This is a genomic window from Catenulispora subtropica (genome assembly GCF_039531675.1).
In the GTDB taxonomy this organism is placed as follows: Bacteria; Actinomycetota; Actinomycetes; order Streptomycetales; family Catenulisporaceae; genus Catenulispora; species Catenulispora subtropica.
Map to the genome: position 1 here is coordinate 47,518 of NZ_BAAAQM010000036.1, position 25,541 is coordinate 73,058.

The following is a 25,541-nucleotide window of genomic DNA, read 5'->3' on the forward strand; positions in this document are numbered from 1 at the left end:
GTCTTCAGCGCTGGGCGGCGGCGTCGCCGCGCTGGTTGTGGCCGTGGGTGTCGAACTGCCGCATCCGGTCCAGGACCTTGTCGGCGTTCGGGCTCGCCATGTCGTCCACGATCCGGCCGTCGGCCAGGAACAGCACGCGGTCGGCGTAGGCGGCGGCGGACGGGTCGTGGGTGACCATGACGAAGGTCTGGCCCAGCTCGTCGACCGAGCGGCGCAGGAAGCCGAGCACCTCGGCGCCGCTGCGGGAGTCCAGGTTGCCGGTGGGCTCGTCGCCGAAGATGATCTCCGGCTGGCCGGCCAGGGCGCGGGCCACCGCGACGCGCTGCTGCTGGCCGCCGGACAGCTCGCTGGGCCGGTGCTTGAGCCGGGACTCCAGGCCGACGGTGCCGATGACGCGGTCCAGCCAGGCCTTGTTCGGCTTGCGGCCGGCGATGTCCATCGGCAGCGTGATGTTCTCCGCCGCGTTCAGCGTCGGCAGCAGGTTGAAGGACTGGAAGATGAACCCGATCCGGTCCCGGCGCAGGTTCGTCAGCTCCTTGTCCTTCATCGCGGTCAGCTCGCTGGCCGCGCCGTCGCGGCCGTAGATCCAGATCTTGCCGCTGCTCACCGCGTCCAGGCCGGCCAGGCAGTGCATGAGCGTGGACTTGCCGGAGCCCGAGGGCCCCATGATCGCCGTGAACCGGCCGCGTTCGATGTCGACGTCGACGCCGTCCAGGGCGGTGACCGCGGTCTCGCCGTGGCCGTAGAGCTTGGACACGGCCTGGGCGCGGGCGGCGGTGCCGACGGTGCGGTGGGTGACCGCGGCCTGTGCTGCCGTTGTCATGGTGTTTCCCCTCAGGTGGCTTACGCGGGCAAGGTCGGTGTCGATCGACGCGTTCCAGGCTGCCAGGCGCAGCCGAGCCGCCGCCACGGAGCCACCATGTGTCCCGCAGGTGGGGTTAACCCCACCGGAGCGCTACCGGCCTGCACTTAGGGTACGGAATCCAGCCCTGGCCACGACGGATGGTTCGTGTTGCGAACCGCATGCGGGCCCGACTATGGTTCGCGACACGAACTTATTTGTTCGTTTCACGAACCACCGGGCATCCCGGAGCGAGGGGCGGTTGACATGCGCAAGAAGGTCGCGGTCGTCGGCGGCGGATACGGCGGCGCGAGCGTCGCCAAGGCGCTCGACGTCGAGCTTGAGGTGACCCTGATCGATCCGAAGGACGCCTTCGTGCACAGTGCCGCCGCACTGCGGGCGCTGGTCCGGCCGGACTGGGCGGAGAACATCTTCTTCCCGTTCGACACGCTGCTGAAGAACGGCACCGTGGTCCGCGACCGCGCGGTCGGGGTCGACGCGCAGGGCGTCACGCTGGCCTCCGGCGACCGCGTCGAGGCCGACTATGTGGTCTTGGCGTCGGGCTCGTCGTACACGTTCCCGGCGAAGATGCACACCGACGACGCCGGCGAGGCGCTGTCCGCCCTGCACGGCGCCCATCGGGAACTGGCCGGCGCGGACCGCGTCCTGATCCTCGGTGCCGGGCCGGTCGGCCTGGAACTGGCCGGGGAGATCAAGGCCGAGTGGCCCGGCAAGCGCGTGACGCTCGTCGACCCGTCACCGGGCCTGCTGCCCGGCTTCCTCCCCGAGGTGGTCGCCGATCTGCACCGCCAGCTCGACGAGATCGGTGTCGAGCTGCGCCTGGGCACCGCGCTGAAGGAAGGGCCCGCGCCGGCCCCGGGCATCGCCGAGGAGTTCACGGTCGTGGACCAGGACGGTGCCGAGCTCACCGCGGACATCTGGTTCCGCGCGCACGGTTCGCGCATCCACACCGACTGGCTGGACGGCGCGGTGCCCCGCAACGCCCTCGGCCAGGTGAAGGTCACCGACCGCCTGACCGTCGAGGGTCACGACACCGTCTACGCCCTCGGCGACATCACCGACGTCGCCGAGACCAAGATGGCCGGCATGGCCATGCGCCACGCCGAGGTGGTCGCGGCGAACATCCTGGCCCACGCCGAGGGCGCCGAGCCGGCGGCCGTCTACGCGCCGATCCCGGTCAAGGTGATCCTGCTCCCGTTGGGCCCGGCGGCCGGCGTCGGACAGTTCCCGAACGAGCTGGGGGTCGCGTTCCAGGTCCCGGTGGAGACCGTGGTCCGGATGAAGGGCGCGGGCATGATGCTCGGCCACTTCCAGGAGCTGTTCAGTCGCTGAACGCGTCCTCCCCGCGCAGGCGGCGGGCCGCGACGCCGGCGGGGAACGCGGCCAGCCAGGTCAGCAGGCCGGCGCCGGGCGACACGGCGAAGGCGACGACGATGGCGGCCACGGCGATCAGCGAGGCCGCCCCGAAGTCGACGATCGTGCCCCGGGCGAGCCGCTCCGGGATGGGGCGGGCCTGCAGCGCGGGACGGCGCCAGGCCCTCAAGAACAACGCCAGGAGCAGCAGGTTGATGGCACCGACGACGACCGCGTAGTAGGTCACGGCCAGCGGTTCGCTGCCTCCGTAGTCCGCCACCAGCGCGGTCGGGAACGGCAGCAGGGCGACCGCGCCCAGCAGCGCCAGGCACAGGTGCACCACGGTGCCGTCGGTGCGGCCGATCAGCTGGAAGACGCGCCGGTGGTCACGCCAGCGGCCGCCGATGACGGCGAAGCTGAGGGCGTAGGCGCCGAGCTGGGACCAGGTGTCGTGCAACGCGTGCCGGAAGTCCGCCCGGCCCAGGCCGGACGGCACGGAGATGTTCAGCACCAGGATGGTCATGGCGATCGCGAAGATCCCGTCGGACAGGGCCACCAGCCGGTCCGGGCCGTCTGCGTGTTCGCCCAGACCCGGGGCGTCGTCGGGGACCACGGACGCGGGGGAGGTCTCGGACACCGGCCCACGGAACCATCCGGCCCGCCCGCCGAGCGGTGATTACTCCACGCGGCGGCGTGTCACAGCGCTTCCTCGGCGGCCTTGAGGCACGTCTCGTCCTCGAAGACCGCCGGCACGTGGTTCTCCAGCACCAGCCGGCCGAGCAGGTCGGTCAGCCGCGCCTGGTCCTGGACGGACAGCATGGTCGTGAGGTCGGCCACCGCCGCCACGGTCTCATCGTAGAACTCGCCGGCCACCTTCTCGCCCTCCTCGGTGAGGAAGACGCGGACGGCACGGCCGTCGGCGGCGTCGGACTCGCGACGGACCAGGCCGCGGCGCAGGGAGCGGTCGACCAGGCCGGTGAGGCTGGATTTGGCCAGGCCCAAGACCCGGACCAGCTCCCCCATGCCGTAGCCCTCGTCGGACCGCCCCATCAGCACGCAGAGGAGCTGCCCCTGCTGGGAGGTGAGCTGGTGCTTGCGGGCGACCTGTTCGTAGGTGGCGTCGACGAGGAAGGCCGAACGCACGAGCGCCGACACCACGCCCATCGGGGCTTCGGGTTCACGCGCCATCGGAGCTCCTGGAGAGAAGTCGAGGCCCCTCAGAGAACTGAGGGGCCTCGTTGGTAGCGGGGACAGGATTTGAACCTGCGACCTCTGGGTTATGAGCCCAGCGAGCTACCGAGCTGCTCCACCCCGCGTCGTGTTGTTGCGGATTCAGTCTAACAGATCCCCGCTCCACACTGGACGCGCCGATTGTGGGCCCGCGCCCCATTGCCAAGCCGGCCTCCAGCCGCGAGCCTGACGGGATGCGACAGAGCGTGGAAATCGGGTTTCCGCTGGGTGCGGGTTCGTATGCGGTGACCCGTTGGGGCGGTCCGGCGACCGTCGCGGCACCGACCGTGATCGCCGCGCACGGCATCACCGCCAACGGCCTGGCCTGGGCCCCGCTGGCCGAAGCGCTGCCGGAGGTCGACTTCGTGGCCCCCGACCTGCGCGGCCGCGGCCGCTCGCGCGACGTCGGCGGCCCCTACAGCATCGCCGCCCACGCCGACGACCTGGTCCGCACGCTCGACCACCTCGGCGTGGAGCGGGCGACGCTGCTCGGCCATTCGATGGGCGGCTGGGTGGCCGCGGTGGCCGCCGTGCGGCACCCGGAGAGATTCGGCGGCACGGTGCTGGTCGACGGCGGCCTGGGCTTTCCGCTGCCCCCGGACACGGACCTGGACGCGCTGCTCGACAACCTGCTCGGACCCGCGATGGCCAAACTGCGCACCACCTACGCGAGCCGGGAGGAGTTCCTCGCACCGTGGCGCGGTCACCCCTCGCTGGTGGACGTGTACTCCCCGGCGGTGGAGGCGTATCAGGCCCGCGACATCATCGGCACGGAGCCGGAGGTGCGGTCGGCCTGCGTCCTGGAGGCGGTGCGGGACGACGCCGCCGACGAGCTGCGGAACCCCGAGGTGGTCGGCGCGATCCACCGCCTGCCGGGGCGCGCCGTGTTCCTGCACGCCGAGCGCGGCCTGCTCAACGAGCCCGTCGGGCTCTACTCCCCCGAGGTCGTGGCGGCGGCCAAGCTTGAGGACGCCGGGATCGACGTGCGGTACGTCGCCGGCACCAACCACTATTCGATTCTGCTCGGCGACCGCGGGGTCACCGCGGTCGCCGAGGCGGTCAGGGCGCTGCTGTAGCCGAGCGCCCTGATGTCGGCCGGAAGGAGGACCGGGGCTTCGAGCCCCGGTCCGGTGCGGACGCCCTCAGCGCACCTGCCCCCGGTCGAAGTACCCGGCCAGCTCCGGATCCAGCGGCGGCACGTCCAGCGGCGTGCCGCCGTCGCGCAGCGACAGCGTGGCCATGTAGCCCGCGGCCACGCTCATCCGCGCGGCCACCGGTGAGGTGTCGGTGGCGCCGCCTTCGCGCACGAAGCGCGCGAACTCGGCCATGATCGACCCGTCCGCACCGCCGTGGCTGCCCGCGGCGTCCGGCACCCGGTAGGCGATGTCGGCGTCCCCGCGGTAGCCGGTCGGACCGCTGTTCCAGACCTTCACGACGTCCCCCGGACCGTCGCCGAAGTTCTCCAGCCGGCCCTCGGTGCCGATCACCGTGTAGTTGCGGAAGTAGTCCGGCGCGAAGTGGCACTGCTGGTACGCGGCGATGACGCCGTTGTCCAGCCGCATGTTCATCACCGACACGTCTTCGACCTCGACCCGGTGGTTGAGGTCGCGGCGGGCGGTCGGCGGCCAGTCGAACTCCTTCAGCCAGCCCGCCGGCCGTGGCGTCCCCTCCTCGCGCCGCGGCAGGTCACCGTAGACCATCAGGTCGCCGAACGCGCTGACCCGCTCGGTGTACCCGCCCGCGAGCCAGTGCACGACGTCCAGGTCGTGGGCGCCCTTCTGGAGCAGCAGGCCGGTGGTGCGGTCGCGCTCGGCGTGCCAGTCCTTGAAGTAGTAGTCGCCGCCGTAGGACACGAAGTGGCGGACCCACACCGTCTTCGGCGCGCCGATGTCCCCGCGCGCGATGATGTCGCGCATCCGGCGCACCACGCCCATGTGCCGCATGTTGTGGCCGACGTACAGCCGGGTGCCGGTCTCGTACGCCGCGCGCAGGATCGCGTCACAGCTCTCGATGGTGATGGCGATCGGCTTCTCCAGGTACACCGCCTTGCCGGCGCGCAGGCAGTCGATGGCGATCGCCTCGTGCGTGTCGTCCGGCGTCATGACGACCACGGCGTCGATGTCGGAGCGTTCCAGCAGCTTGCGATAGTCGCCGCAGGTGTCGATGCCGGGCACGCCGATCCGCTCGGCCGCGCGCACGAGGGCCGCGGGATCGGTGTCGCAGAGCACTGCGACCTCGAAGCCGCGGGCGGGCTGGTGCGCCGCCACGGCCAGCGACGTGCGCAGGCCCAGGCCGATCACGCCGAAGCGCAGGTTGTCCACCATGTGGTGCACGTGCCTTTCTTACTTGGTACCGGTGAGGGCGATGCCCTCCGTGATGCGGCGCTGTGCGGCCAGGAAGAGCAGGATCATCGGCAGGCTGGCCAGCAGCGAGCCGGCCATCAGCAGCGGGTACTCGGTCAGGTGCTCGCCCTGCAGCGTGGACAGACCCACGGTCAGCGGCATCTTGGTGTCGTCGTTCACGACCACCAGCGGCCACAGCAGGTCGTTCCAGGACCACAGCACGGTCAGCACGCCCATCGAGATCAGGCCGGGCTTGGCCAGCGGCAGCATCACCGACCAGAAGATCCGGAAGGTTCCGGCGCCGTCCAGGCGGGCGGCCTCCTCGACCTCGTCCGGCAGGCCCAGGAAGAACTGCCGGAGCATGAAGGTGCCGAAGGCGCTGAACAGGCCGGGCAGCACCACGCCGCCGAGGGTGTTCAGCAGGCCCATGTTCTGCACCAGCTGGTACTGCGGCAGCAGGTACACCTGGCTGGGCACCATCAGGACCGCGAGCATGAGCAGGAACAGTGCGTTGCGGCCCGGGAACTTCAGGCGGGCGAAGGCATAGGCGGCCATCGAGCAGAACAGCACCTGCGCCAGCACCCGGACGACGGTCTGGACCACCGAGTTCCAGAACTGCTCCGCGAACGGCGTGTCCTGGAAGACCTTGCTGTAGTTGCCCCACTGCCACGAGGGCAGGAAGTGCGGCGGGACGCTGGTGCTCTCGCCCGTGCTCTGCAACGAGGTGATCGCCTGCCACAGGAACGGCGTCACCATCGCCGCCGCGCCCACGGCCAGGATCACGTGCACCGGCCACAGCTTCTGCCGGATCAGAGTCCTACCCATAGTGGACCCACCTCTTCTGCAGCCGGAACTGGATCGCGGTCAGAGCCAGCAGCACCAGCGTGAGCACGACCGCGATGGCCGCGGCCAGGCCCTGGTTGTTGGTGAGGAAGGCGTCCTCGTAGAAGAGGTACGCGATGGTCTTGCTGTCGGCCAGGGCCGGGTTGGCCTTGCCGAGCATCATCAGCACCAGGTCGAACATCTGCAGGCCGGCGATCACCGACAGCACCGAGACGAAGAAGATGCTGGGGCTGAGCAGCGGCAGCGTGATCGAGAAGAACTGCCGGACCCGGCCGGCGCCGTCGAGGGCCGAGGCCTCGTAGTACTGGCGCGGGATGTTCTTCAGCCCGGCGGCGAAGATGATCATGTTGTACCCGAGCGAACTCCAGATGCCGACCACGCCCAGGGCCCAGACCGTGTACCGGGCGTCGGACACCCAGTGCGGGCCGTGGATCCCGACCAGCGACAGCAGGTAGTTGATGAGCCCGTAGTCGCCGTTGTAGAGCCAGCGCCAGACCATCGCGACCGCGGCCGGCATGCTGACCACCGGCAGGAAGTACAGGATCCGGTACAGGCTCGCGTACTTGCCGTGCACCTGGTTCAGCAGCGCCGCGAACACGATCGAGAGCGGGATGCCGGCCAGGATGATGAGCGCGTACTTGACCGTGTTCCAGGTCGCACGCGGCAGCTGCGGGTCGGACAGGAAGTTGCTGTAGTTCTTGAAGCCGACCCACTCCTGGCCCCCGAAGGCGCCCCACTCCGTGAAGCTGAAGTAGGCGGACTGGACGATGGGCCACAGGTAGAACAGGGCGAGGCCCACGAAGAGGGGCGCGATCATGACGTAGCCCCACGCCCACTCGCTCAGGCGGGCCCGGTTGAGCCGGCCGCGCCGGCGTCCACGCGGGCCGGCCGCCTCCGCCCGGCCGGCGGCCCCGGCCGCCGCCGGCGAACCGGCGGCGGCGGGGCGGGATTCGATGGCGGACACGCGCTACTCCTTGGCCAGCGCGGCGTTCATCTGGTCCGCGATCTGCTTGGCGCCGGTCTGCAGGTCGATCTTGCCGCCCCAGATCTGGTCCAGGGTGTCCTGCATCGGCTTGCTCCAGGCGGCGGTGTTCTTGGAGACCGGGTACGGCACCGCGTCCTTCAGCTGGTCGATGAAGACCTGCAGGTGGTACTGCGGGGTCGCGGCCACCCAGTCCGCGGCCAGCCCGTTGTACGCCGGGATCACGGTGCCGGTCTTGGCCTGGATCTCGTTGGCCTCCTTGGTGCCCAGGTACTTCACCCACTCCCAGGCGGCCTCGGGGTGCTTGGTCTTGGCGTAGATGACGTTGCCCAGACCGTTGATCACCGTCGCCCGCTTGCCGTCCGGGCCGGCCGGCAGCGGCGCCACGTCGGCGTCCAGCCCGGCCGCGGCCTTGTACTCCGGCAGGTCGTAGTCACCGTCGGTGAACATCGCGACCTTGCCGGAGGCGAAGAGCTGGTCCGGCTGGGTGTCGGTCATCTGCTGCGCGGTCGGGGAGACCTTGTACTTGGTGACGAAGTCCAGCGCGTACTGCAGGCCGGCGATGCTCTTGGGGTCGTCGAACCCGGACTTCTTGTGGTCCGGGCTGATGGCGTAGCCGCCGGCCTGGAGCATGGTGTTGAACAGGTTCTCCTGGGTCCAGTCCGGGGAGGCGATGCCCCACACGCCCTTGCCGGGGTCGTTCAGCTTCTGGGCGGCGTCGATGACGTTCTGCCACGTCCAGGTGGCGTCCGGATACTTCACCCCGGCGGCGTCGAAGAGCTTCTTGTTGTAGAAGAGACCGACGGTGTCGAAGTCCTTCGGCATGCCGTACTGCTTGCCGTCCAGCGTGTAGACGTCGTTCAGGGACTTCGGGAACGGGCTGTTGTCGAAGCCCGGCTTGTCCGACAGCGGCATCAGCTGCTTCTGGCCCGCGTACAGGCCGATGCGGGTGGTGCTCATCCAGAACACGTCCGGGGCGGTGCCCGAGGCGGCCGCGGTCTGCAGCTTGGTCCAGTAGTCGGCGTTCGGGGTGACCTGGACGTCGACGGTGATGTTCGGGTGCGCGGCGTGGAAGGCGTCGGCCATCTGCTGCATGGCCGGCTTCTGCTTGGCGTCCCAGATCCCGTAGGTCAGGGTGACCGGCCCGGACTCGGTCTTGCCGGCCGAGGAGGACGAGGAGGACTTCGAGGACGAACAGCCGGTCGCGGCCAGGGCGAGAGCCCCGGCGCCGGCGACAACCAACACCTTCCGGAACATCCACGTCTCCTTACATTGTCAGAGCTCTGATGAGAAAGCGCCCGACCCGGGCGGCACTCCCCGTGAGCCGGGACACTACGCGCCGTTTTTGCTTGAGACCAGGGTTAATCGAGCAGCGGCACGCACGAGACGCGAAAAAGCCACCGTTCCGAGATCATCCCGTGATCCGCTATCGGGAGATACCGGTCATCTTTAAGACAGCGGCTGGGATAAATGATCGCGCTCACCGCCTCGACCGCCCTAAGATGACGGCCATGCGACGGACCAGTGGCGACGGCAGCTTCCTGCGGAGCCTGAACGAGGTGGCGGTGCTGCGCGCGCTGCGGACGGCCGGCACGCCGACCCTGGCCGAGGTGGCCCGCGAGGCCCAGCTGTCCCGGGCCACCACCGAGGTCATCATGGAGTCCCTGCTGCGCAACGGCTGGGTGGTGGAGGCCGAGGCCGTCGCCGGCGGCCAGCGCGGCCGGCCCGCGCGCCGCTACGCGTTCCGGGCGGCGGCGGCCCACGTCGCGGGCGTCGCCATCGGCGGTTCCGGCGTCACCGCGCTGGTCGCCGACCTGGACGGGACCGTCACCGCGCGCGCGATGGAGCACCTGAGCCCGGATCTGCCGTCCGCGGACCGGCTGGCGGCGGTCGTGCGGGTCCTGGAGCGCGCGGCCGACGAGGCCGGGGTCCCCGCGGACCGGCTCGCGACCGTCGGCGTCGGCACCACCGGTGTGATCGACAAGGCCGGCGGGGTCCTGAAGAGCGTCGCGCTCACGGACTGGTCGGGCATCGCCCTGCAGGCCGAGCTGACGGCCCGGCTGACCGCACCGGTGGTGGTCGAGAACGACATGCGGCTGGCGGTGCTGGCCGAGCACTGGCGGGGCGCGGCCACCGGGCACGACAACGTGATGTACCTGCACACCGGCCGCCGCATCGGCCTGGGCCTGCTGTTCGGCGGCGTGCCCTACCGCGGCTCGCACGCCGCGGCCGGCGAGCTCGGCGGGCACCCGAACAGCCGGTGGGTGGCGTTCCAGCACGTCATGGACTACGCGATGGCGGTCGACCCGGGCGAGCTGCGGGCGCCGTCGCAGGCCGCGCTGTTCGCGATGGAGCGGGCGGCCGACGGCGACGACAAGGCGGCCGCGGCGTTCGAGGCGTTCGCCCGCGGCCTGGCCGAGGGCCTGGTCAGCCTGGTGACGCCGCTGGACCCGGACCTGGTGGTGATCGGCGGCAGCCTGGCCCAGACCGGCGAGCGCCTCACCGAGCCGATCAGGGCCCTGCTCGGTGAGGTCTGCCTGTACCCGCCGGACGTGCGGGTGTCAGAGCTCGGGGGCGACGCGGTCGGCGTGGGCGCGGTGCGCCTCGCCCTCGACCACGCCGAGCCGGTGCTGTTCGCCTCGCTCTCGTCGGGGACGTCGGCCGCCCCCGCCGCCTAGCCGCCGGGGCAGCGCGGCCAGCCCGCCGGGCACGGCGTAGACCACGGCCACGAACAGCGTGCCGAGCAGGACCAGCGGCTGGGACAGCGGAACCCGCAGCACCGCGGGCAGGTTCGCGATCGAGTCCGAGGTGGCGAGGGCGCCGAGGCGATGGTCGAGCAGGGTGTAGAGCACACCGCCGAGAACCGGCCCCCACCGCGTGCCGGAACCGCCGAGGACCACCATCACCAGCAGCGCGAGGGTGAAGTCGGTGGTCGTGGTCTCGGGGGTGGCGCCGGCGGTGACCAGCAGGTGCACCACGCCGCCGGCCGCGCCGAGGGTCCCGGCCAGGACGAACGCGCCCAGCTGGTAGCGGAACGGGTTCAGGCCGAGCACCTCGGCGCGCCGCTCGTTGTCGCGCACCGCCTGCCAGGCCCGGCCGACAGGGCTGGCGACCAGCGCCCACACCACCGCGCAGACCAGAACCAGGTAGGCGAGCGCCAGCCAGTAGAGGTTGACCGTGTTGACCACGCCGACGAAGGCCGCGGGGACCTTCTCAGTGCTCAGCGGCAGTCCCTCCTCGCCGCCGGTGGTCTTCGGATCGCGGCCGACCAGGATCGAGCCGGCCTGCGCGAACGCCAGGGTGACCATCGCGAACCCGACGGTGCCCAGCTTTCCGACACCTTTCAGGGAAATCACGCCGAGCACGGCCGCCACCCCGGCGCCGATCGCGACGGCCAGCACCGCGGCGGCCGCCAGGGGCAGGTGCATGTTCTTCATCGCGAGCTCGGCCCCGTACGCGCCCAGCGCGACGTAGAGCGCGTGCCCGAACGACATCAGGCCGAGGCGGCCGAACAGCAGGTCGTAGCCGACGGCCAGGCCGGCGAACAGCAGGCACAACGCCAGCAGTTGCAGGGAACCGGGGGTGTTGACCGCGCCGTCGAGGACGCCGGGGATCCGCAGCGTGGAGTAGGGCAGGCTGAGCAGGACCGCGAGGACCGCGATGGGGATGAGGGGCTTGGCGTACGACTTCACGCGGTCCTCCGGACGAGCCGCTCGAAGCCCTCGCGGTTGCCGCGCGCGAGCAGCACCACGGCGAGGATGGCGACCACGGCGAGGTCGCCGAGGCCGGAGGCGGCGTAGTAGTTGGTGAACTGCTGGATCAGCCCGACGGCGGCCGCGGCCAGGGCGACGCCGTCGGTGCGGCCCAGCCCGCCGATGACGACGACCACGAAACCGAAGACGAGCAGCGAGGTGCCCTGGTTCGGCGAGACGCTGCCGAAGTAGAGGCCGCCGAGCGCCCCGGCCAGGCCCGCGAGCGCGCCGCCGATGGCGAAGACCAGGGTGAAGGCCCTGCGGACGTCGACGCCGAGCGCGGTGACCATGGCGCGGTCCTCGACGCCGGCCCGGACCACGAGGCCGTAGCGGGTCCTGGCGAGGAAGAGCTTGAGCCCGGCCAGGACCACGAGCGCGGCGGCGATCAGCACGAAGCGGTCGGTGGGGATGTTCGCACCGAGCAGGCCGACGGTCCCGGTGAGCTGCCGGGGCGCCTTGAGCTGCCGGGCGTCGGCGCCCCAGATGCCCTGGACGAGGGCGGGCAGCGCGAGGCCGAGGCCGACGGTGACCAGGATCTGGTCCTTGGGGCGCGAGTACAGGGGCCTGATCAGGACCGTCTCGATGGCCGCCGCCAGCGCCGCGCCGACCGCGACGGCCACGGCGACGGCGAGGACGAAGGGCAGGTGGCCGGTCAGCCGCCAGGCGGCGTAGGCGCCGGCGGTGACCAGGGCGCCGTGGGCGAAGTTGAGGACGTCCATCAGGCCGAAGATGAGGGAGAGGCCGGAGGCGATGAGGAAGTAGAGGGCTCCGAGGCCGAGGCCGGTGAGGGCCAGGAGGATCAGGGTGCTCATGCCGCCTTCCCAACTCCCAGCAGCTTCTGCGTCAGCTCGGTGTCCGCCAACAGATCCCGCACCGGTCCGCGGTGCACCACCTGCCCGGCGGCCAGCACCACACCGTCGCCGGCCAGCCGCCGGACCAGGGCCAGGTTCTGCTCGACGAGCAGCATCGGCACGCGTTCGGCGGCCCGTTCCAGGACCTCGGCCACTTCCGTCACCACCTTCGGGGCCAGGCCCTTGGTCGGTTCGTCGACCACGATCAGCCGGTTGTCGTTGAGGAGCGTGCGCGCGATCGCGACCATCTGCTGCTGGCCGCCGGAGAGGGTGCCGGCTGCCTGGGCGCCGCGCGTCTTCAGCTCGGGGAAGAGCTCGTACACCAGGTCGTAGGCGTGGCCCGCGCCGCGGCGCTCGGCCAGTGCCAGGTTCTCGGTGACCGTCAGCTTCGCGAAGACGCCGCGGTCCTCCGGGGCGTAGCCGATACCGCGGCGGACGATCTCGTGGGTGCGGAGCCGGTGCAGGCCCTCACCGTCGAAGCGGATCGCGCCGGTGCGCGGCACCAGGCCGAGGACGGCCTTGACCGTCGTCGTCTTGCCGACGCCGTTGCGGCCCAGCAGCGCCGTGACGCCGGCCCGGGCGACGGTGAAGGAGACGCCCTGCAGGATCTGCGATCCGCCGAGCGTGACGCGGACGTCGTCGAGTTCGAGGATCACAGGGCCTCCCCCACGTAAGCCTCCTGCACGCGCGCGTCGGCCATGATCCGCTCCGGGGTGTCGATCGCGAGCAGGGAACCGTGGTGCATCACCGCGACGCGGTCGGCGAGGCCGAGCAGCACTTCCATGTGGTGCTCGACCATCAGGACCGTGCGGCCCTCGTCCCGGTGCAGCGAGCGGATCACCTCGACCAGCCCGGGCACGTCGCCGGAGGCGACGCCGGCCATCGGCTCGTCGAGCAGCAACAGGCGTCCGGCACCGGAGGCCAGCAGCATCGCCAGCTCCAGCTTCCGCTTGTCGCCGTGCGACAGGTCGGCGGCCAGGGCCCCGGCCTTCTCCGCCAGCCGCACACGGTCCAGCGCGTCGGACTCCTTGACGCGGCCGACCCGGGCGGCCAGTGCCACGTGTTCGGCGACGGTCATGGTCGGGAACACGCTGGAGGACTGGAACGTCCGCCCGATCCCGCGGCGGGCCCGCCGGTGCGGGGCCTCGGTGGTGATGTCGGCGCCGTCGACGGCGACGCGGCCACGATGAATTCCAGTGGCGCGGGTCAGACCGCTGATCAGGTTGAACAGCGAGGTCTTGCCCGCGCCGTTGGGTCCGATCACCGCGACGAACTCGCCCTCGCCGACCGTGAGATCCACGCCGGACAGGATCGCCGAGCCGCCGACGGACCAGGACAGGCCGGTCAGGGCCAGGACGTCGGGGGTGGGTTCGCCGGCCATCGTCAGCTCGCCGGGAAGCTCTTGGCCGGCGGCGCGACGTCGTTCGGGTCGAGCGTCTTCACCACGGTCGGCGTGGTGCCGTCCAGCTTGGCCTGGAACATCGGCTGCAGCAGGGCGTGGTCGGCGGCGCGGACCGTGTAGGCGCCCTTGACGCCGCCGAAGGACCAGCCCTCGAGGTTCTTCACCATGGCGTCGACGTCGCCGTCGCCGTTCTCGGCGGCGTGCACGATCATCTGGGCGGCGGTGAACCCGTCCGGGCTGAACAGGTCGGCCTGCTCGCTCTTCTTGCCCAGGTACGCGTCGAGCGCCTTGGCGGCGTCGTTGCTCGTGCCGCCGGGCACGTAGTGCGCCAGGAAGTACACCTTGCCGCCGGTCGAGGCGAACACCGGGTAGGAGGCGCGCACGTCCAGGCCGGTGACCGTCGCCGTGGCGTCCAGCACGCCCTGCTGCGACAGCGCCGTCCACAGCGCCTGCGCGGTGGTGCCGGCCCAGGCCACGAACAGCAGGTCCGGCTTGGCGTCCTTGGCCTGGGTGGCGAACGGCGTCAGGTCGGTGGCGCTCGGCGGGGCCAGCACCGCGTCGACCTTGGCGCCCTTCGCGCCCAGCACCGCCTTCACCGCCGCGACGTTGGCCTGGCCGAACGCGCTGTCCTGGGCCAGCACCGTGACGTGCTTGCCGGTCAGGTCGCCGATGAAGGTCGCCGCGGTCGCGATGTCCTGGTACGTCTGCCGCCCGGACCGGAAGGTGTACTTGTTGATGCCGGTGACGCCGTCGGTGGCGGCCGGACCGGAGACGAACAGCACCTTGTTCTGCGCGGCCAGCGGCGCCACCTGGAGCGCGACGCCGGAGGCGGTGGACCCGGCCAGGATGTGGTAGCCCTGGCCGATCAGGTCCTTGGCGGCGCTGACCGCCTTGGTCGGATCGCCGGCGTCGTCCTTCTGCACCACCTCGATCTTGTGGCCGTTCACGACGCCGGTGCCGTGCGTGGCGTAGTCGAGGCCGGCGAGGAAGCCCTCGTAGTAGTCCTTGCCGTAGCCGGCGAGCGGCCCGGTCTCGGAGTACACGAGGCCGACCTTGATCGGGGAGCCGGTGGCGGCGGCCGCGGCGGTGGTGCCGCCGGAGCCGCCGGAGGAGCCGCCGGCCGCCTTGCTCGGACTGCCGCAGGCGGCCAGCGCCGCGATCGACGCGGCGGCTATGGCGGCGGCGCTGAATCTGCGCAGGATGCTGGTGGAATGCATGGCCGGAACGTTAAGTGCGCGTTACGGGCCCCGAAATGTGGGGCACAGCCACATCCAGCGGCGCGTCTGTGTTGGCCGTCACCTCCTCGACCGTGGCCCCGGGCGCCAGCTCGACCAGCCGGAAGCCGTCCGGCGTCACGTCGAGGACCGCCAGGTCGGTGATGACGCGGTCGACCACGCCCTTTCCGGTCAGCGGCAGGGTGCACTCCCGCAGCAGCTTGGGGGAACCGTCCTTGGCGGTGTGCTCCATGACCACCAGTACGCGGCGGGCGCCGTGCACGAGGTCCATCGCGCCGCCCATGCCCTTCACCAACTTGCCCGGCACCGTCCAGTTCGCCAGGTCGCCTGTGGCCGAGACCTGCATCGCGCCGAGCACCGCGGTGTCGATGTGACCACCCCGGATCATGCCGAAGGAGGTGGCCGAATCGAAGAAACTGGCCCCGGAGCGGACGGTCACGGTCTCCTTGCCGGCGTTGATCAGGTCGGCGTGGACGTCGCCGGGTGCCGGATACGGGCCGAGGCCGAGGATGCCGTTCTCGGACTGGAGCACGACCTCCACACCGGGCGGGAGGTGGCCGGGGATCAGCGTCGGCAGGCCGATGCCGAGGTTGACGTACGTGCCGTCGCGGAGCTCGCGCGCCGCGCGGGCGGCCAGCTGGTCGCGGGTGAGGGCCATGTCAGGCTGCTCCGTTCTCGGTCTGCTCGGTCTGCTCGGTCTGCTCGGTCTTCTTCTCGGTCACGGTCCGCCTCTCGATGCGCTTGTCCCGCTGGTCCTCCGGCACGAGGACGACGCGCTGCACGAAGACGCCGGGCAGGTGGACCTCGTCCGGGTCCAGCTCGCCGGGCTCGACGAGCTCTTCGACCTCGGCGACGGTCACCCGGCCGGCCATGGCCGCGACCGGGTTGAAGTTGCGGGCCGAGGCGTGGAACACGAGGTTGCCGTGACGGTCCCCCTTCGCGGCGCGGACCAGGGCGAAGTCGGCGGTGATGGCGGGTTCGAGCAGGTACTCGCGGCCGTCGATGACCCGCGTCTCCTTGCCCTCGGCGATGGGAGTGCCGACGCCGGCCGGCGTGTAGTAGGCGGGGATGCCCAGGCCACCGGCGCGCAGGCTTTCGGCGAGGGTGCCCTGCGGCAGGAGTTCGACCTCGAGTTCGCCTGCGAGGTACTGGCGCGCGAACTCCTTGTTCTCGCCGACGTAAGAGCTGGTAATCTTGGCGATACGACCAGCCGAGAGCAGCAGACCGAGGCCCCAGTCGTCGACGCCGCAGTTGTTGGAAACCACCGAGAGGCGGTCGGCACCCTGGTCGAGCAGGGCTGATATCAGCGTGCTGGGGATGCCGCAGAGGCCGAAGCCGCCGACGGCGAGCGTGGCGCCCGCGGGGATGTCGGCCACCGCTTGGGACGGGGATGAAGCAGTTTTGTCCATGCACTGGACGATATGAGTGCTGCTATACCGTTTGGTATGGCTTTGCGGGCCACTAGATCACCCAGGATTGTGCGTCAGGCCCCCATGACGCGGCGGATCTGCAAGGCCAACTGGATCTCCAGGCTCCGCCCCGGATCCTGCCAGTCGGCGCCGAGCAGGCGCGCGGTGCGCTCCAGCCGCTGGGTCACGGTGTTGACGTGGATGTGGAGTGCCTCGCCCGTGCGTCCAAGGCTGCGCCCGGCGGCGAAGTACTGCTCCACGGTGCCGAGAAGATCGGTGCCGCGCTTGGCGTCGTAGTCGATGAGCGGCCCGAGCGCGCGACGGACCACGTCGCCCGGATCGCCGCCCCCGAGGACGAGGGCGAGGAAGCCGAGGTCGGACGGCGCGGCGGCGCCGCCGGCGCGGCCGAGGGCGTGGAGCGCGCTGAGACACCTGACGGCTTCGGCGTGGGCCTCGGCATACGCCGCGACCTCGGCCTTGGGCCCTCCGGCCCCGACGGTCAGCGGCTGGGCCAGCCCGCCGCGCAGTGCGGTGTGCACACGCTGCGCGGCGGCGGAGGGATCGTCGCCTGGGAGGAGCAGGACGATGCGGCCTTCGTGCGATCCGGCGAGGCCGCCCTCGGCGCCCGCCAGCCGCCCGGCAGCGAAGTGCGCACGCGGGCGATCGGCGGGCGCGGCGTCGGCGGCGATGACGATGTGGGGACGGTCCAGGTCGACGCCGACCCGGCGGGCCCGCTCGGCGAGCGTGGAGGTGTGCCGCACGGGGACCGCGAGCAGGTCGTCCAGCAGGTCGCCGCCCAGCCGCTCAGCCGCCTCCGCTTCGGAACGCCGCATCAGCAGATGCAGCGCGACGACGAGCGCCGCGCGTTCGAGGATGCGCTGATCGACGTCGCCGAACGACTCCGGCGTCCGCAGGATCAGGGCCCCGAGCGGCTCGGCCGCCGCGGCCACCGCCGCCACGACCAGGTCGCCGGACCGGACCGCGTGACCGGTCGCCGCGGAGAGCGTGATCAGTTCGGTCGCGCCGCCGAGCACCACGCCGGTCGCCGAGCCGGCAGCCGGGCCGGACGCCGCACCGGTCGCGGCACCGCTCGCCGGGCCGATGCCCCGGCCTGCCAGATCGGCGACGCAGCCGAGTGCCTCCGGCCCCGCGACCGCCGTCACCACCGCGTCCGCGTCGACCACCACCAACCCGCCGCCAAGCGCTTCGGCCACCGCCGCCGCGATCCCCTCGACGTCCCCGCCGCGCAGGACCAGCTCCGCGAGCTTGTCGTGGACCGCGGCCGCGCGCTCGACCGACTCGCTGTGGGCGCGCACCAGCTCGTTGGCCGCCCGCAGCTCCCCCAGGGCGTCGCGCGTGGCCTGCAGCAACCGCGCGTTGTCGATCGCGACCGCGGCGTGCGCGGCCAGGGAGCTGAGCAGCGTGATCTCGTGGCGGGCGAAGGGCCGCGCCGTCCGGTTCGCCGCGAACAGGACGCCGATCACCCGGCTGCCCAGGATGAGGGGGACGCCCAGGATCGCGATCAAGCCCTCCTCGCCGACCGCCCCGTCGATCTCGCTGGTGTGGCGGAAGCGTTCGTCATGGGGGTAGTCCGAGGTCACGTAGGGCTTCGCCGTCTGCGCCACCAGGCCGCCCAGGCCGGCGCCCATCGGAAGGCGCACGGACTGGAAGCGGGCCGACACCGAGCCGTGGGTGACCCGCATGTAGGTGTCGCCCTGGTCCGGGTCGTCGAGGGTCAGGTAGGTGACGTCGGCGCCGATGAGGGTGTGGGCGCGGGAGACGATCGCCTTCAGGACCGCGTCCAGGTCGCGGAGGGCTGCCAGGTCGCCGGCGGTCTCGAAGAGGGCGACCAGCTCGGCCTCGCGGCGGCGGGAGCGGGCCAGGGTGGCGCGGACCTCCAGGGCCACCCGTTTGGCGGTCTCCAGGTCCGCCAGCTCCTCCGCGCTCGCGCCGGCCACGCGGGCCGCCACCACCGGGCCGTCGTACTCGATGGCGGCGGCGTCGCGGGCCAGCAAGTCGAGGAACACCGAGGTGGTGGCGAGGGCGGACATAGCGCCCAGCATCACGCGGACATCACCGTGCTGTCCATCCGCCGTCCATCGCCAGGGAGGTGCCGGAGACCGACGCGGCCCCGGGCGAGCACAGATACGCCACCAGCTCGGCCACCTCGGAGGGCTCGATCAGGCGCTTGACGGCCGAGCGTTCCAGCATCACCTTCGCGACCACCTCGTCCTCGGGGATGCCGTGGGCGGCGGCCTGGCTGGCGATCTGCTTCTCGACGAGCGGAGTGCGGACGTAGCCGGGGTTCACGCAGTTCGAGGTGACGCCGTGCGGGGCGCCCTCCAAGGCCGCGACCTTCGAGAGCCCCTCCAGGCCGTGCTTGGCCGAGACGTAGGCGGCCTTGAACTCCGAGGCTCGCAGGCCGTGCGCCGAGGAGATGTTCACGATCCGGCCCCAGCCGCGCTCGTACATGTGCGGCAGCGACTCGCGGATCAGCCGGAACGGGGCCTCCAGCATCAGCCGCACGATCAGCGCGAAGGACTCCACGGGGAACTCGTGCAGCGGCGCCACATGCTGCAGCCCGGCGTTGTTCACCAGCACGTCCACCCCGCCGACCCGGTGCGGCAGCGCCGAGGCCTGGTCCGGGTCGCTCAGGTCGGCGACCAGCGCCGCGCCCCCGACCCGCTCGGCGGCCGCGTGCGCGCCCTCGGCGCTGATGTCGGCCACCACCACCTTCGCCCCCGCCGCGGCCAGTCGCTCGGCGCAGGCCAGGCCGATGCCGCCGGCGGCACCGGTGACCAGGGCGGTGCGGCCGGAGAGGTCCAGGGCGGAGACGGCGTCCACAGATAGCGTCATGCCCGATCACGCTAGAGACGAGGGCGGGCCCTTCCCATGTCGGCCGCCGCCACATACCTGGGACGGCTCATGGTTGCGGCAGCCACCAGCCCACCCGGCACTCCCTGCCACCCGTCATGGAGAGGCGCTTCGCAGCGCCGCGTCACGCGAGATCGAAAGGCGGCTCCCCCGCCTGTCCGGTGTCGAAATGGGTGACCCGGCCGTCCAGCACCTCGAAGTGCCAGCGCGTGGTCATCGCGCCCCAGCGCTCGTTGGTGTAGTCGGCGATCAGGTCCCGGCCGTCCGGCGACTGGAGCGTCACGTCCATCCGGCCCTCGGTGTCGAACACCTCGCGTTGCAGCCACTCCCCGAGCACCCGCGGCGACCCGTCGTCGGACATCGTCGCGTTCGCCGTCATGGCGGCGTCCAGCGCCGTCTTGTCGTGGGCGTTGAGCGCCTCGACGAAGGCACGCACCGCCGGGTCCACCAGCTGTGAGGTCGCGATCATACGGCGATGATCGAACGTCCCGTCACCTCCCGCAACAGCTGGCGGACCCGGCGCTCACGCGTCGCGCCCTAGCCGGCTACGCCAGGCGCCACTGCTGGTTGGCGCCGCCGTTGCAGCCCCAGAGCTCGATCAGGACGCCGTTGACGTTGCCGGCCGGCACGTTCCCGCCGGTGACGTCCAGGCACAGTCCGGACTGCACGCCGGTGATCGTGCCGTCCGGGTTCAGGTTCCACTTCTGGTTCGTCTGGCCGTTGCAGTTCCAGGTGATCACCTTGGTCCCGGCGGTCGTGCCCTGTCCGTTGGCGTCGAGGCAGAGCGTGCCGTTCAGGACGCGGAGCTCACCGGCGGAGGTCAGGGTGAGGGCCTGGTTCGACCCGCCGTTGCAGTCCCAGATCTCCAGCTGCGTGCCGGGGGTGGTGGTGCCGTTCGGCACGTCGACGCAGCGGTTCGAGGAGGCGCCGACCATCGGGTGCGTGGTGCCGACGCTGCTCCCGGAGCCGTGCGAGACCCGGTACATGACCGAGCCGTGGCCGGGGACCGAGGCGCTGATGGTGCCGGTCGTCGAGGTGAGCACGTGCGACCACAGGTTGTTCAGCGTGTAGGAGGACGCTGACGAGATCCCGATCGCCGAGGCCGTGGTCGAGATGGTCTGGGCCGACGAGTTCTCGTTGAACAGCACCACCGCCACGTCGCCGTTGACCAGCGGTTTGGCCAGCACGTCCCGGCCGCCGGAGGAGGCGATCTCGGTGCCCTGTTTGCCGAGCGTGTCCTGGTCGACCGCGATGACGTCCTTGTCCGTGTACAGCGACAGCGTCGCCGGGGTCGCGCTGCGCAGGTCGGTGCCGGAGATCAGCGGCGCGGCCATCTCCGCCCACAGCGACATCTCCGAGCGGTCCTCGGTGAACGACATGCCGTTGCCGACCTCGAGCATGTCGGGGTCGTTCCAGCCGCCCGGACCGGCGTAGGACGCCAGGCCGACGTTGCTGTGGAAGATCGACAGCATGCTGCCCCAGCTGGCGTTGATGTCACCGGTGGTGCGCCAGCTGTTGCCGACCCCGGCGCCCCACGTCCACACCGACTCCTGGCCCCAGTTGCACAGGCTGTACACGATGGGCCGGCCGGTGTCGGCCAGCGCGTCGCGCATCGCGGTGTACCGGGTCTGGGCCGAGATCCCCTGGTTGTTGCAGTTGTCGTACTTGAGGTAGTCCACACCCCAGGACGCGAACGAGTTCGCGTCGGCCTGCTCGTGGTTCAGGCTCCCGGGGTAGCCGGCGCACGTGGCGGTGCCGGCGCTCTCGTAGATGCCGAGCTTGAGGCCCTTGCTGTGGACGTAGGCCGCGGTGCCGGATATGCCGTCCGGGAACTTGGCCGGATCCGGCACGAGGTTCCCGGCGCCGTCCCGGCTGGACGTCATCCAGCAGTCGTCGATGTTCACATACTGATAGCCCGCGTCCCTCATACCGGACGAGACCATGATGTCCGCGGTCTGCTCGACCAGCGCCTCCGAGACGTTGCACCCGAAGGAGTTCCAGTCGTTCCAGCCCATCTGCGGCGTCAGGGCCAGGCCGTTGCCCAGGGCGTGCGCGGGCGCGGAGACCGCGAGCCCGAACATCGTCCCGGCCACGAGGGTGAGCGCGGCGAAGGCGGCACGCAGTGGTCGACTGCGCGGAGCCCGATTACGCATGGTGCCTCCCTACTCTTCCTCCTCATTCGTCCCCGCCCCTTCGACGGGGACGACGATCAGCTCCCCCACGGCCTCGCGCAGCACCTGCCGCGCCCCGGCCCCCAGCCCGTCGTCGCTCACCAGCACCGAGGCCTCGTGCAGCGCGGCGATCTCGGACAGCCCGACCACCCCCCACTTGGTGTGGTCGGCCATCACCACCAGCCGGCGCGCGGTCGACACCAGCACCCGGTTGGTCTCGGCTTCCATCAGGTTCGGGCTGGTGAACCCGGCCTCGGCGTCCACGCCGTGCACGCCGATGAACACGCAGTCCAGGTGCAGGCGGCGGATCGCCTGGATCGCCACCGGCCCGACCAGGGCGTCCGAGACGGTGCGCACGCCGCCGGTGAGGATCACCGTCTGCGGCGGGCCGGGCAGCGTGTGCAGCAGGTCCGCGACCGGCGGCGAGTTGGTCACCACGGTCAGGTCCGGCACCCGGACCAGGTGCCGGGCGAAGGCGAAGGTCGTGGAGCCGGCCGACACGCCGATCGCGGTGCCCGGCCGCACCAGGTCGGCCGCGGCCCGGGCGATGGACTCCTTGGCCCGCCGCTGCCGCGCCGCCTTGACGCTGAAACTCGGCTCGTCGGTGGAACCGCCGCCGTGCGCGGTGGCGCCGCCGTGCACCTTGGTGACCAGGCCCTGTTCGGCCAGCGCGTCCAGATCGCGGCGCACCGTCATGTCGGACACGTTCAGCGCGGCGACCAGCTCGGTGACCCGCACCGCACCGTGCCGGCGGACCTCCTCCAAGATCCACGACTGCCGCTGCGCCGCCAGCATGCCCGCTCCTTCCCGTCGCAGGTGCCGGAAAGCTCCCGATCCCATCAGGAACGCTCAGAACCGACCAGGTGAGTACAGAGCAAAACCCTGATTCGCGCAAGGGCCGACGCGAACCCGCGCCGAACCCGACACCGGCGACGATCTCCACCAGCATCCGAAGGTTGCCGTTCGGTAACGAACCGCACTTATTCAAAGCCCTGACTCTTGACATCGCCGCCTTCCGGCGGTGGAGTGTGCGCGAGCTTGTTGATACATGTGCGAATCAGAACTGGAACGCGGCACTCCCGAAGGAGCAGCTCCATGTCCTCTGCACAGAACTCCCCATACGCCCGCGGTGTCTCGCGGCGTTCCCTGTTCCGCGGCGCGGTGGGCCTGGCCGGCGTCAGCGCCCTGGGGATCCCGGCCCTGTCGGCGTGCTCCAGCAGCAAGAGCAGCGGCGGGACCGGTGGCGACGCGGGCGCCGCGACGGGGACCGTGACCATCGGGTCCAACGGTTCGGACCCGGTCCCGAAGAAGGCGTTCGCCGACCTGTTCGCGGCGGCGAACACCGCGACGGGGCTGACCACCACCGTCAACACGGTGGACCACAACACGTTCCAGCAGAACATCTCGACATACCTGCAGGGCACCCCGGACGACATCTTCACGTGGTTCGCCGGCTACCGGATGCAGTTCTTCGCCCAGCAGGGACTGCTGCACGACGTGAACGACGTCTGGGACAAGATCGGCGGGAACTTCTCCGACGCGATCAAGGCGCAGAGCAAGGGCCTGGACGGCAAGTACTACTTCGTCCCGGACTACTACTATCCCTGGGGCCTGTTCTACTCGAAGTCGCTGTGGTCGTCGAAGGGCTACACCGCGCCGACCACCTGGGACGACTTCATCACGCTGTGCAAGAAGATGAAGTCCGACGGGCTGTCCCCGGTGGCCCTCGGCGAACAGGACGGCTGGCCGGCCATGGGCACCTTCGACTACATCAACATGCGCACCAACGGCTACCAGTTCCACATCGAGCTGATGCAGGGCAAGCAGGCCTGGACCGACGCGAAGGTGAAGGCCACCTTCGACCACTGGACCGAGCTGCTCGGCTACACCTCCCCCGGGGCCAACGGCCGCAAGTGGCAGGACGCGGTCACGATGGTGATGAACGGCCAGGCCGGGATGTGCGTGCACGGCCTGGACCAGGCCGGGCCGGTGTTCCAGCAGGCCGGCAAGAGCGACGACCTGGACTTCTTCGCGTTCCCGGCGATCGATCCGGCCAACGGCCAGGACGCGGTCGAGGCGCCGATCGACGGCTGGATGATGTCCAAGAAGCCGAAGAACCACGACGGCGCCGTGAAGCTGCTGCAGTGGCTGGGCACCGCGCCCGCGCAGAACACGTACCTGGCGTCCTCGCCGAACGACGTGGCGGCCGCGAGCAACCCGGACACCTCGAAGTACAACACGCTGCAGAAGAAGTCGATCGAGTTCGTCTCCTCGGCCAAGCAGATCTCGCAGTTCATGGACCGCGACGCCAACCCGACGTTCGTGTCCACGGTGATGATCCCGGCACTGCAGAAGTTCATCGGCGACCCCACCTCGATCGGCTCCGCGCTGAGCGACATCGAGAGCCAGAAGAAGACCATCTACGCCGGCTGATGAGCAGAAAACGCGGAAAGCTCCGCCTGCTGACCGGCCGTGACAAGGCTGTCCTGACCGCGATGGCCGGGGTCCCGGCGCTGCTCACCACGGCGCTGATCTGGGTCCCGGCCCTCGGGTCGATCGTGCTGTCGTTCAGCAAGTGGAACGGCATCGGCGGGTTCGACCAGATCCAGTGGATCGGCGGCAAGAACTACTACAACATCACCCACGGGTATCCGCCGTTCGCCCCGGCCTGGCACCACAACCTGATCTGGTTCGCGGTGTTCGTGCTGATCCCCGCGCCGCTGGGCCTGTACCTGGCGACGCAGCTGGACAAGCGGATCCGCGGATCCCGGATCTACCAGAACATCTTCTTCCTGCCCGTGGTGCTGTCCCTGGCTCTGGTGGGCTTCATGGTGGAGCTCATCTACGCCCCCGAGCAGGGCTTGATCAACAACCTGACCGGCCACACCAAGCCCGGGAACCTGGTCGACTGGATCGGGAACCCGCACCTGAACCTGTTCGCAGTGCTCACACTGGCGGTGTGGCGGCAGACCGGCTACGTCATGATCCTGTGGCTGGCCGGGCTCAAGGCCGTGGACCCGGCGCTGCGCGAGGCCGCGGCGCTGGACGGCGCGAACGAGTGGCAGACGTTCCGCCGGGTGGTGCTGCCGTCGCTGCGGCCGGTGACCATCGTGGTCACGGTGATCACCGTGGTCGAGACCCTGCGCGCGTTCGACATCGTCTACGTGGTCAACCGCGGCAAGAACGGTCTGGAGCTGCTCAGCACCCTGATCACCGACAACATCGTCGGCGAGGCGATCCGGGTCGGCTTCGGCTCCGCCCTGGCCTCGATCCTGCTGGTGGTGTCGTTGCTGGTGATCGTGCCGTACCTGGTCGTGACCTTCCGGAGGGATGACTGATGCGGATCCTCGGAGTCCGTCCGGCGCGCCTGTCCCTGCACGCCTTCCTGATCGTGACCTCACTGGTCTGGCTGGTACCGGTGATCTGGGCCCTCTACACCGCCCTGCGCCCGTTCGCCGACACGGCCAAACACGGCTACGTGTCGGTCGGCGGCTCCTACGGCGCCAAGAACTTCACCGACGCCTGGTCGCAGGCCGACATGATGCACTTCTTCCTGAACACCATCGTGATCACGGTGCCCGCGCTGGTCGTCACCCTGTTCTTCGCCTCGATGGCGGCCTTCGTCATCGCCCGCTTCCGCTGGCGCTACAACGTCGCCCTGCTGGTGCTGTTCACAGCCGGCAACCTGCTGCCGCAACAGGCGATCATCACGCCGCTGTTCCGCATCTACACCAACATCGACCTGCCGACCTGGCTCTCCGACTCCGGCGAACTCTACGACTCGACCCTCGGCCTCATCCTGATCCACGTCGCGTTCCAGACCGGCTTCTGTGTCTTCGTGATGAGCAACTACATGAAGACCATCCCGCACGAGATCAGCGAGGCCGCGGTGGTCGACGGCGCCTCGGTGTTCCGCCAGTACTGGCAGCTCACGCTGCCGCTGTGCCGCCCGGTGCTGGCGGCTCTGGCGACTCTCGAGTTCACCTGGATCTACAACGACTTCTATTGGGCCACCGCGCTCATCTCCACCGGCGACAAGCGGCCGATCACCGCGGCGCTGGCGAACCTGCAGGGCGAGTTCTTCACCAACAACAACCTGGTGGCGGCCGGTTCCCTGCTGGTGGCGGTGCCGACGCTGATCGTGTTCTTCGCGCTGCAACGGCACTTCATCGCAGGTCTGACCTTGGGGTCGAGCAAGGGGTAGCGGTCCGGCGACGACGAGGTCGCGGGACGAC

The 25,541-nt window shown here is 70.6% G+C and carries 25 protein-coding genes and 1 tRNA gene; 6 read left to right on the top strand and 20 right to left on the bottom strand.

Annotated elements, in window-relative coordinates; genetic code table 11:
* Positions 1-4: 4 nt before the first annotated feature.
* A complete protein-coding gene (locus tag ABD466_RS27265; protein ID WP_344660038.1) occupies positions 5-823 on the bottom strand; it encodes an ABC transporter ATP-binding protein in 819 nt (272 codons plus the stop codon).
* A 285-nt stretch (positions 824-1,108) separates the two neighbouring features.
* Between ABD466_RS27265 and ABD466_RS27270 the strand changes: the two genes are divergently transcribed.
* A complete protein-coding gene (locus tag ABD466_RS27270; RefSeq protein ID WP_344660039.1) occupies positions 1,109-2,194 on the top strand; it encodes an NAD(P)/FAD-dependent oxidoreductase in 1,086 nt (361 codons plus the stop codon).
* Here ABD466_RS27270 and ABD466_RS27275 read toward each other — a convergent pair.
* The 3 genes from ABD466_RS27275 to ABD466_RS27285 form a co-directional block, all read right to left on the bottom strand.
* Positions 2,184-2,852 (bottom strand): TMEM175 family protein, encoded by a 669-nt coding sequence (locus ABD466_RS27275; RefSeq protein WP_344660040.1) that lies wholly within the window; start codon positions 2,850-2,852, stop codon positions 2,184-2,186. The genes ABD466_RS27270 and ABD466_RS27275 overlap by 11 nt on opposite strands.
* A gap of 59 nt (positions 2,853-2,911) precedes the next feature.
* On the bottom strand, positions 2,912-3,403 hold the full coding sequence (locus tag ABD466_RS27280) for a MarR family winged helix-turn-helix transcriptional regulator (protein WP_344660041.1): 492 nt from the start codon (positions 3,401-3,403) through the stop codon (positions 2,912-2,914).
* 51 nt (positions 3,404-3,454) lie between these two features.
* A tRNA-Met gene (locus ABD466_RS27285) sits at positions 3,455-3,531 on the bottom strand.
* Between the two features lie 108 nt (positions 3,532-3,639).
* On the opposite strand from ABD466_RS27285, the gene ABD466_RS27290 reads away from it, so the two are divergent.
* The gene (locus ABD466_RS27290; RefSeq protein ID WP_344660042.1) at positions 3,640-4,521 is read left to right on the top strand and encodes an alpha/beta fold hydrolase; all 882 of its coding nucleotides are present in this window, start codon (positions 3,640-3,642) and stop codon (positions 4,519-4,521) included.
* A gap of 66 nt (positions 4,522-4,587) precedes the next feature.
* On the opposite strand, the gene ABD466_RS27295 is transcribed toward ABD466_RS27290, so the two are convergent.
* Genes ABD466_RS27295 through ABD466_RS27310 form a run of 4 tightly spaced genes read right to left on the bottom strand, consistent with a single transcriptional unit; the run spans position 4,588 to position 8,869 of the window.
* Positions 4,588-5,766 (bottom strand): Gfo/Idh/MocA family protein, encoded by a 1,179-nt coding sequence (locus tag ABD466_RS27295; RefSeq protein WP_344660090.1) that lies wholly within the window; start codon positions 5,764-5,766, stop codon positions 4,588-4,590.
* 21 nt (positions 5,767-5,787) lie between these two features.
* Entirely contained in the window at positions 5,788-6,612 is an 825-nt protein-coding gene (locus tag ABD466_RS27300) for a carbohydrate ABC transporter permease (protein WP_344660043.1), read from the bottom strand.
* Complete coding sequence (locus ABD466_RS27305; protein WP_344660044.1) at positions 6,605-7,594, bottom strand: carbohydrate ABC transporter permease; 990 nt, start codon at positions 7,592-7,594, stop codon at positions 6,605-6,607. The genes ABD466_RS27300 and ABD466_RS27305 overlap by 8 nt, the downstream gene beginning before the upstream one ends.
* A 3-nt stretch (positions 7,595-7,597) precedes the next feature.
* Positions 7,598-8,869: an ABC transporter substrate-binding protein gene (locus tag ABD466_RS27310; protein ID WP_344660045.1), complete on the bottom strand. Its 1,272-nt coding sequence runs from the start codon at positions 8,867-8,869 to the stop codon at positions 7,598-7,600.
* A 254-nt stretch (positions 8,870-9,123) separates the two neighbouring features.
* Here ABD466_RS27310 and ABD466_RS27315 point away from each other — a divergent pair, with 254 nt between their 5' ends.
* Positions 9,124-10,290 carry an ROK family protein gene (locus ABD466_RS27315; protein WP_344660046.1) on the top strand — a complete coding sequence of 389 codons (1,167 nt, stop codon included), beginning with the start codon at positions 9,124-9,126 and terminating at the stop codon, positions 10,288-10,290.
* Here the strand turns inward: ABD466_RS27315 and ABD466_RS27320 are convergent.
* The 12 genes from ABD466_RS27320 to ABD466_RS27375 form a co-directional block, all read right to left on the bottom strand.
* On the bottom strand, positions 10,174-11,304 hold the full coding sequence (locus ABD466_RS27320) for a branched-chain amino acid ABC transporter permease (RefSeq protein WP_344660047.1): 1,131 nt from the start codon (positions 11,302-11,304) through the stop codon (positions 10,174-10,176). The two genes, ABD466_RS27315 and ABD466_RS27320, sit on opposite strands and share 117 nt — an antisense overlap.
* Complete coding sequence (locus ABD466_RS27325) at positions 11,301-12,176, bottom strand: branched-chain amino acid ABC transporter permease (RefSeq protein ID WP_344660048.1); 876 nt, start codon at positions 12,174-12,176, stop codon at positions 11,301-11,303. Before ABD466_RS27325 ends, ABD466_RS27320 begins: the two co-directional genes overlap by 4 nt.
* Complete coding sequence (locus ABD466_RS27330; RefSeq protein ID WP_344660049.1) at positions 12,173-12,871, bottom strand: ABC transporter ATP-binding protein; 699 nt, start codon at positions 12,869-12,871, stop codon at positions 12,173-12,175. Before ABD466_RS27330 ends, ABD466_RS27325 begins: the two co-directional genes overlap by 4 nt.
* A complete protein-coding gene (locus ABD466_RS27335) occupies positions 12,868-13,596 on the bottom strand; it encodes an ABC transporter ATP-binding protein (RefSeq protein ID WP_344660050.1) in 729 nt (242 codons plus the stop codon). Before ABD466_RS27335 ends, ABD466_RS27330 begins: the two co-directional genes overlap by 4 nt.
* A 2-nt stretch (positions 13,597-13,598) precedes the next feature.
* Entirely contained in the window at positions 13,599-14,834 is a 1,236-nt protein-coding gene (locus tag ABD466_RS27340) for a substrate-binding domain-containing protein (RefSeq protein WP_344660051.1), read from the bottom strand.
* Between the two features lie 10 nt (positions 14,835-14,844).
* The gene (locus ABD466_RS27345) at positions 14,845-15,510 is read right to left on the bottom strand and encodes a CoA transferase subunit B (protein ID WP_344660052.1); all 666 of its coding nucleotides are present in this window, start codon (positions 15,508-15,510) and stop codon (positions 14,845-14,847) included.
* A 1-nt stretch (position 15,511) separates the two neighbouring features.
* Positions 15,512-16,261 carry a CoA transferase subunit A gene (locus ABD466_RS27350; protein WP_344660053.1) on the bottom strand — a complete coding sequence of 250 codons (750 nt, stop codon included), beginning with the start codon at positions 16,259-16,261 and terminating at the stop codon, positions 15,512-15,514.
* 74 nt (positions 16,262-16,335) lie between these two features.
* Positions 16,336-18,312: a helix-turn-helix domain-containing protein gene (locus ABD466_RS27355; RefSeq protein WP_344660054.1), complete on the bottom strand. Its 1,977-nt coding sequence runs from the start codon at positions 18,310-18,312 to the stop codon at positions 16,336-16,338.
* A 22-nt stretch (positions 18,313-18,334) separates the two neighbouring features.
* Complete coding sequence (locus ABD466_RS27360; protein WP_344660055.1) at positions 18,335-19,117, bottom strand: 3-hydroxybutyrate dehydrogenase; 783 nt, start codon at positions 19,115-19,117, stop codon at positions 18,335-18,337.
* 142 nt (positions 19,118-19,259) lie between these two features.
* Complete coding sequence (locus ABD466_RS27365; RefSeq protein WP_344660056.1) at positions 19,260-19,604, bottom strand: nuclear transport factor 2 family protein; 345 nt, start codon at positions 19,602-19,604, stop codon at positions 19,260-19,262.
* Positions 19,605-19,680: 76 nt separating this feature from the next.
* Positions 19,681-21,288 (bottom strand): glycoside hydrolase family 27 protein, encoded by a 1,608-nt coding sequence (locus ABD466_RS27370; RefSeq protein ID WP_344660057.1) that lies wholly within the window; start codon positions 21,286-21,288, stop codon positions 19,681-19,683.
* Positions 21,289-21,297: 9 nt separating this feature from the next.
* The gene (locus tag ABD466_RS27375) at positions 21,298-22,101 is read right to left on the bottom strand and encodes a DeoR/GlpR family DNA-binding transcription regulator (RefSeq protein WP_344660058.1); all 804 of its coding nucleotides are present in this window, start codon (positions 22,099-22,101) and stop codon (positions 21,298-21,300) included.
* Between the two features lie 300 nt (positions 22,102-22,401).
* Between ABD466_RS27375 and ABD466_RS27380 the strand changes: the two genes are divergently transcribed.
* From ABD466_RS27380 to ABD466_RS27390, 3 genes are read left to right on the top strand one after another with little or no spacing between them, the layout of a single operon-like run.
* Positions 22,402-23,739, top strand: coding sequence for an ABC transporter substrate-binding protein (locus ABD466_RS27380; RefSeq protein ID WP_344660059.1), 1,338 nt, complete (start codon positions 22,402-22,404; stop codon positions 23,737-23,739).
* Positions 23,739-24,644, top strand: coding sequence for a carbohydrate ABC transporter permease (locus ABD466_RS27385; RefSeq protein ID WP_344660060.1), 906 nt, complete (start codon positions 23,739-23,741; stop codon positions 24,642-24,644). Before ABD466_RS27380 ends, ABD466_RS27385 begins: the two co-directional genes overlap by 1 nt.
* Positions 24,644-25,510 (top strand): carbohydrate ABC transporter permease, encoded by an 867-nt coding sequence (locus ABD466_RS27390; protein ID WP_344660061.1) that lies wholly within the window; start codon positions 24,644-24,646, stop codon positions 25,508-25,510. The genes ABD466_RS27385 and ABD466_RS27390 overlap by 1 nt, the downstream gene beginning before the upstream one ends.
* The last annotated feature ends 31 nt before the right edge of the window (positions 25,511-25,541 follow it).

Bases quoted from the DNA above. Each gene is read 5' to 3' on its own strand.
- ABD466_RS27265 (WP_344660038.1), bottom strand. From the start codon at position 823: ATGACAACGGCAGCACAGGCCGCGGTCACCCACCGCACCGTCGGCACC.
- ABD466_RS27270 (WP_344660039.1), top strand. From the start codon at position 1,109: ATGCGCAAGAAGGTCGCGGTCGTCGGCGGCGGATACGGCGGCGCGAGC.
- ABD466_RS27280 (WP_344660041.1), bottom strand. From the start codon at position 3,403: ATGGCGCGTGAACCCGAAGCCCCGATGGGCGTGGTGTCGGCGCTCGTG.
- ABD466_RS27290 (WP_344660042.1), top strand. From the start codon at position 3,640: ATGCGACAGAGCGTGGAAATCGGGTTTCCGCTGGGTGCGGGTTCGTAT.
- ABD466_RS27300 (WP_344660043.1), bottom strand. From the start codon at position 6,612: ATGGGTAGGACTCTGATCCGGCAGAAGCTGTGGCCGGTGCACGTGATC.
- ABD466_RS27310 (WP_344660045.1), bottom strand. From the start codon at position 8,869: ATGTTCCGGAAGGTGTTGGTTGTCGCCGGCGCCGGGGCTCTCGCCCTG.
- ABD466_RS27315 (WP_344660046.1), top strand. From the start codon at position 9,124: ATGCGACGGACCAGTGGCGACGGCAGCTTCCTGCGGAGCCTGAACGAG.
- ABD466_RS27325 (WP_344660048.1), bottom strand. From the start codon at position 12,176: ATGAGCACCCTGATCCTCCTGGCCCTCACCGGCCTCGGCCTCGGAGCC.
- ABD466_RS27335 (WP_344660050.1), bottom strand. From the start codon at position 13,596: ATGGCCGGCGAACCCACCCCCGACGTCCTGGCCCTGACCGGCCTGTCC.
- ABD466_RS27340 (WP_344660051.1), bottom strand. From the start codon at position 14,834: ATGCATTCCACCAGCATCCTGCGCAGATTCAGCGCCGCCGCCATAGCC.
- ABD466_RS27345 (WP_344660052.1), bottom strand. From the start codon at position 15,510: ATGGCCCTCACCCGCGACCAGCTGGCCGCCCGCGCGGCGCGCGAGCTC.
- ABD466_RS27350 (WP_344660053.1), bottom strand. From the start codon at position 16,261: ATGGACAAAACTGCTTCATCCCCGTCCCAAGCGGTGGCCGACATCCCC.
- ABD466_RS27355 (WP_344660054.1), bottom strand. From the start codon at position 18,312: ATGTCCGCCCTCGCCACCACCTCGGTGTTCCTCGACTTGCTGGCCCGC.
- ABD466_RS27360 (WP_344660055.1), bottom strand. From the start codon at position 19,117: ATGACGCTATCTGTGGACGCCGTCTCCGCCCTGGACCTCTCCGGCCGC.
- ABD466_RS27365 (WP_344660056.1), bottom strand. From the start codon at position 19,604: ATGATCGCGACCTCACAGCTGGTGGACCCGGCGGTGCGTGCCTTCGTC.
- ABD466_RS27370 (WP_344660057.1), bottom strand. From the start codon at position 21,288: ATGCGTAATCGGGCTCCGCGCAGTCGACCACTGCGTGCCGCCTTCGCC.
- ABD466_RS27375 (WP_344660058.1), bottom strand. From the start codon at position 22,101: ATGCTGGCGGCGCAGCGGCAGTCGTGGATCTTGGAGGAGGTCCGCCGG.
- ABD466_RS27380 (WP_344660059.1), top strand. From the start codon at position 22,402: ATGTCCTCTGCACAGAACTCCCCATACGCCCGCGGTGTCTCGCGGCGT.
- ABD466_RS27385 (WP_344660060.1), top strand. From the start codon at position 23,739: ATGAGCAGAAAACGCGGAAAGCTCCGCCTGCTGACCGGCCGTGACAAG.
- ABD466_RS27390 (WP_344660061.1), top strand. From the start codon at position 24,644: ATGCGGATCCTCGGAGTCCGTCCGGCGCGCCTGTCCCTGCACGCCTTC.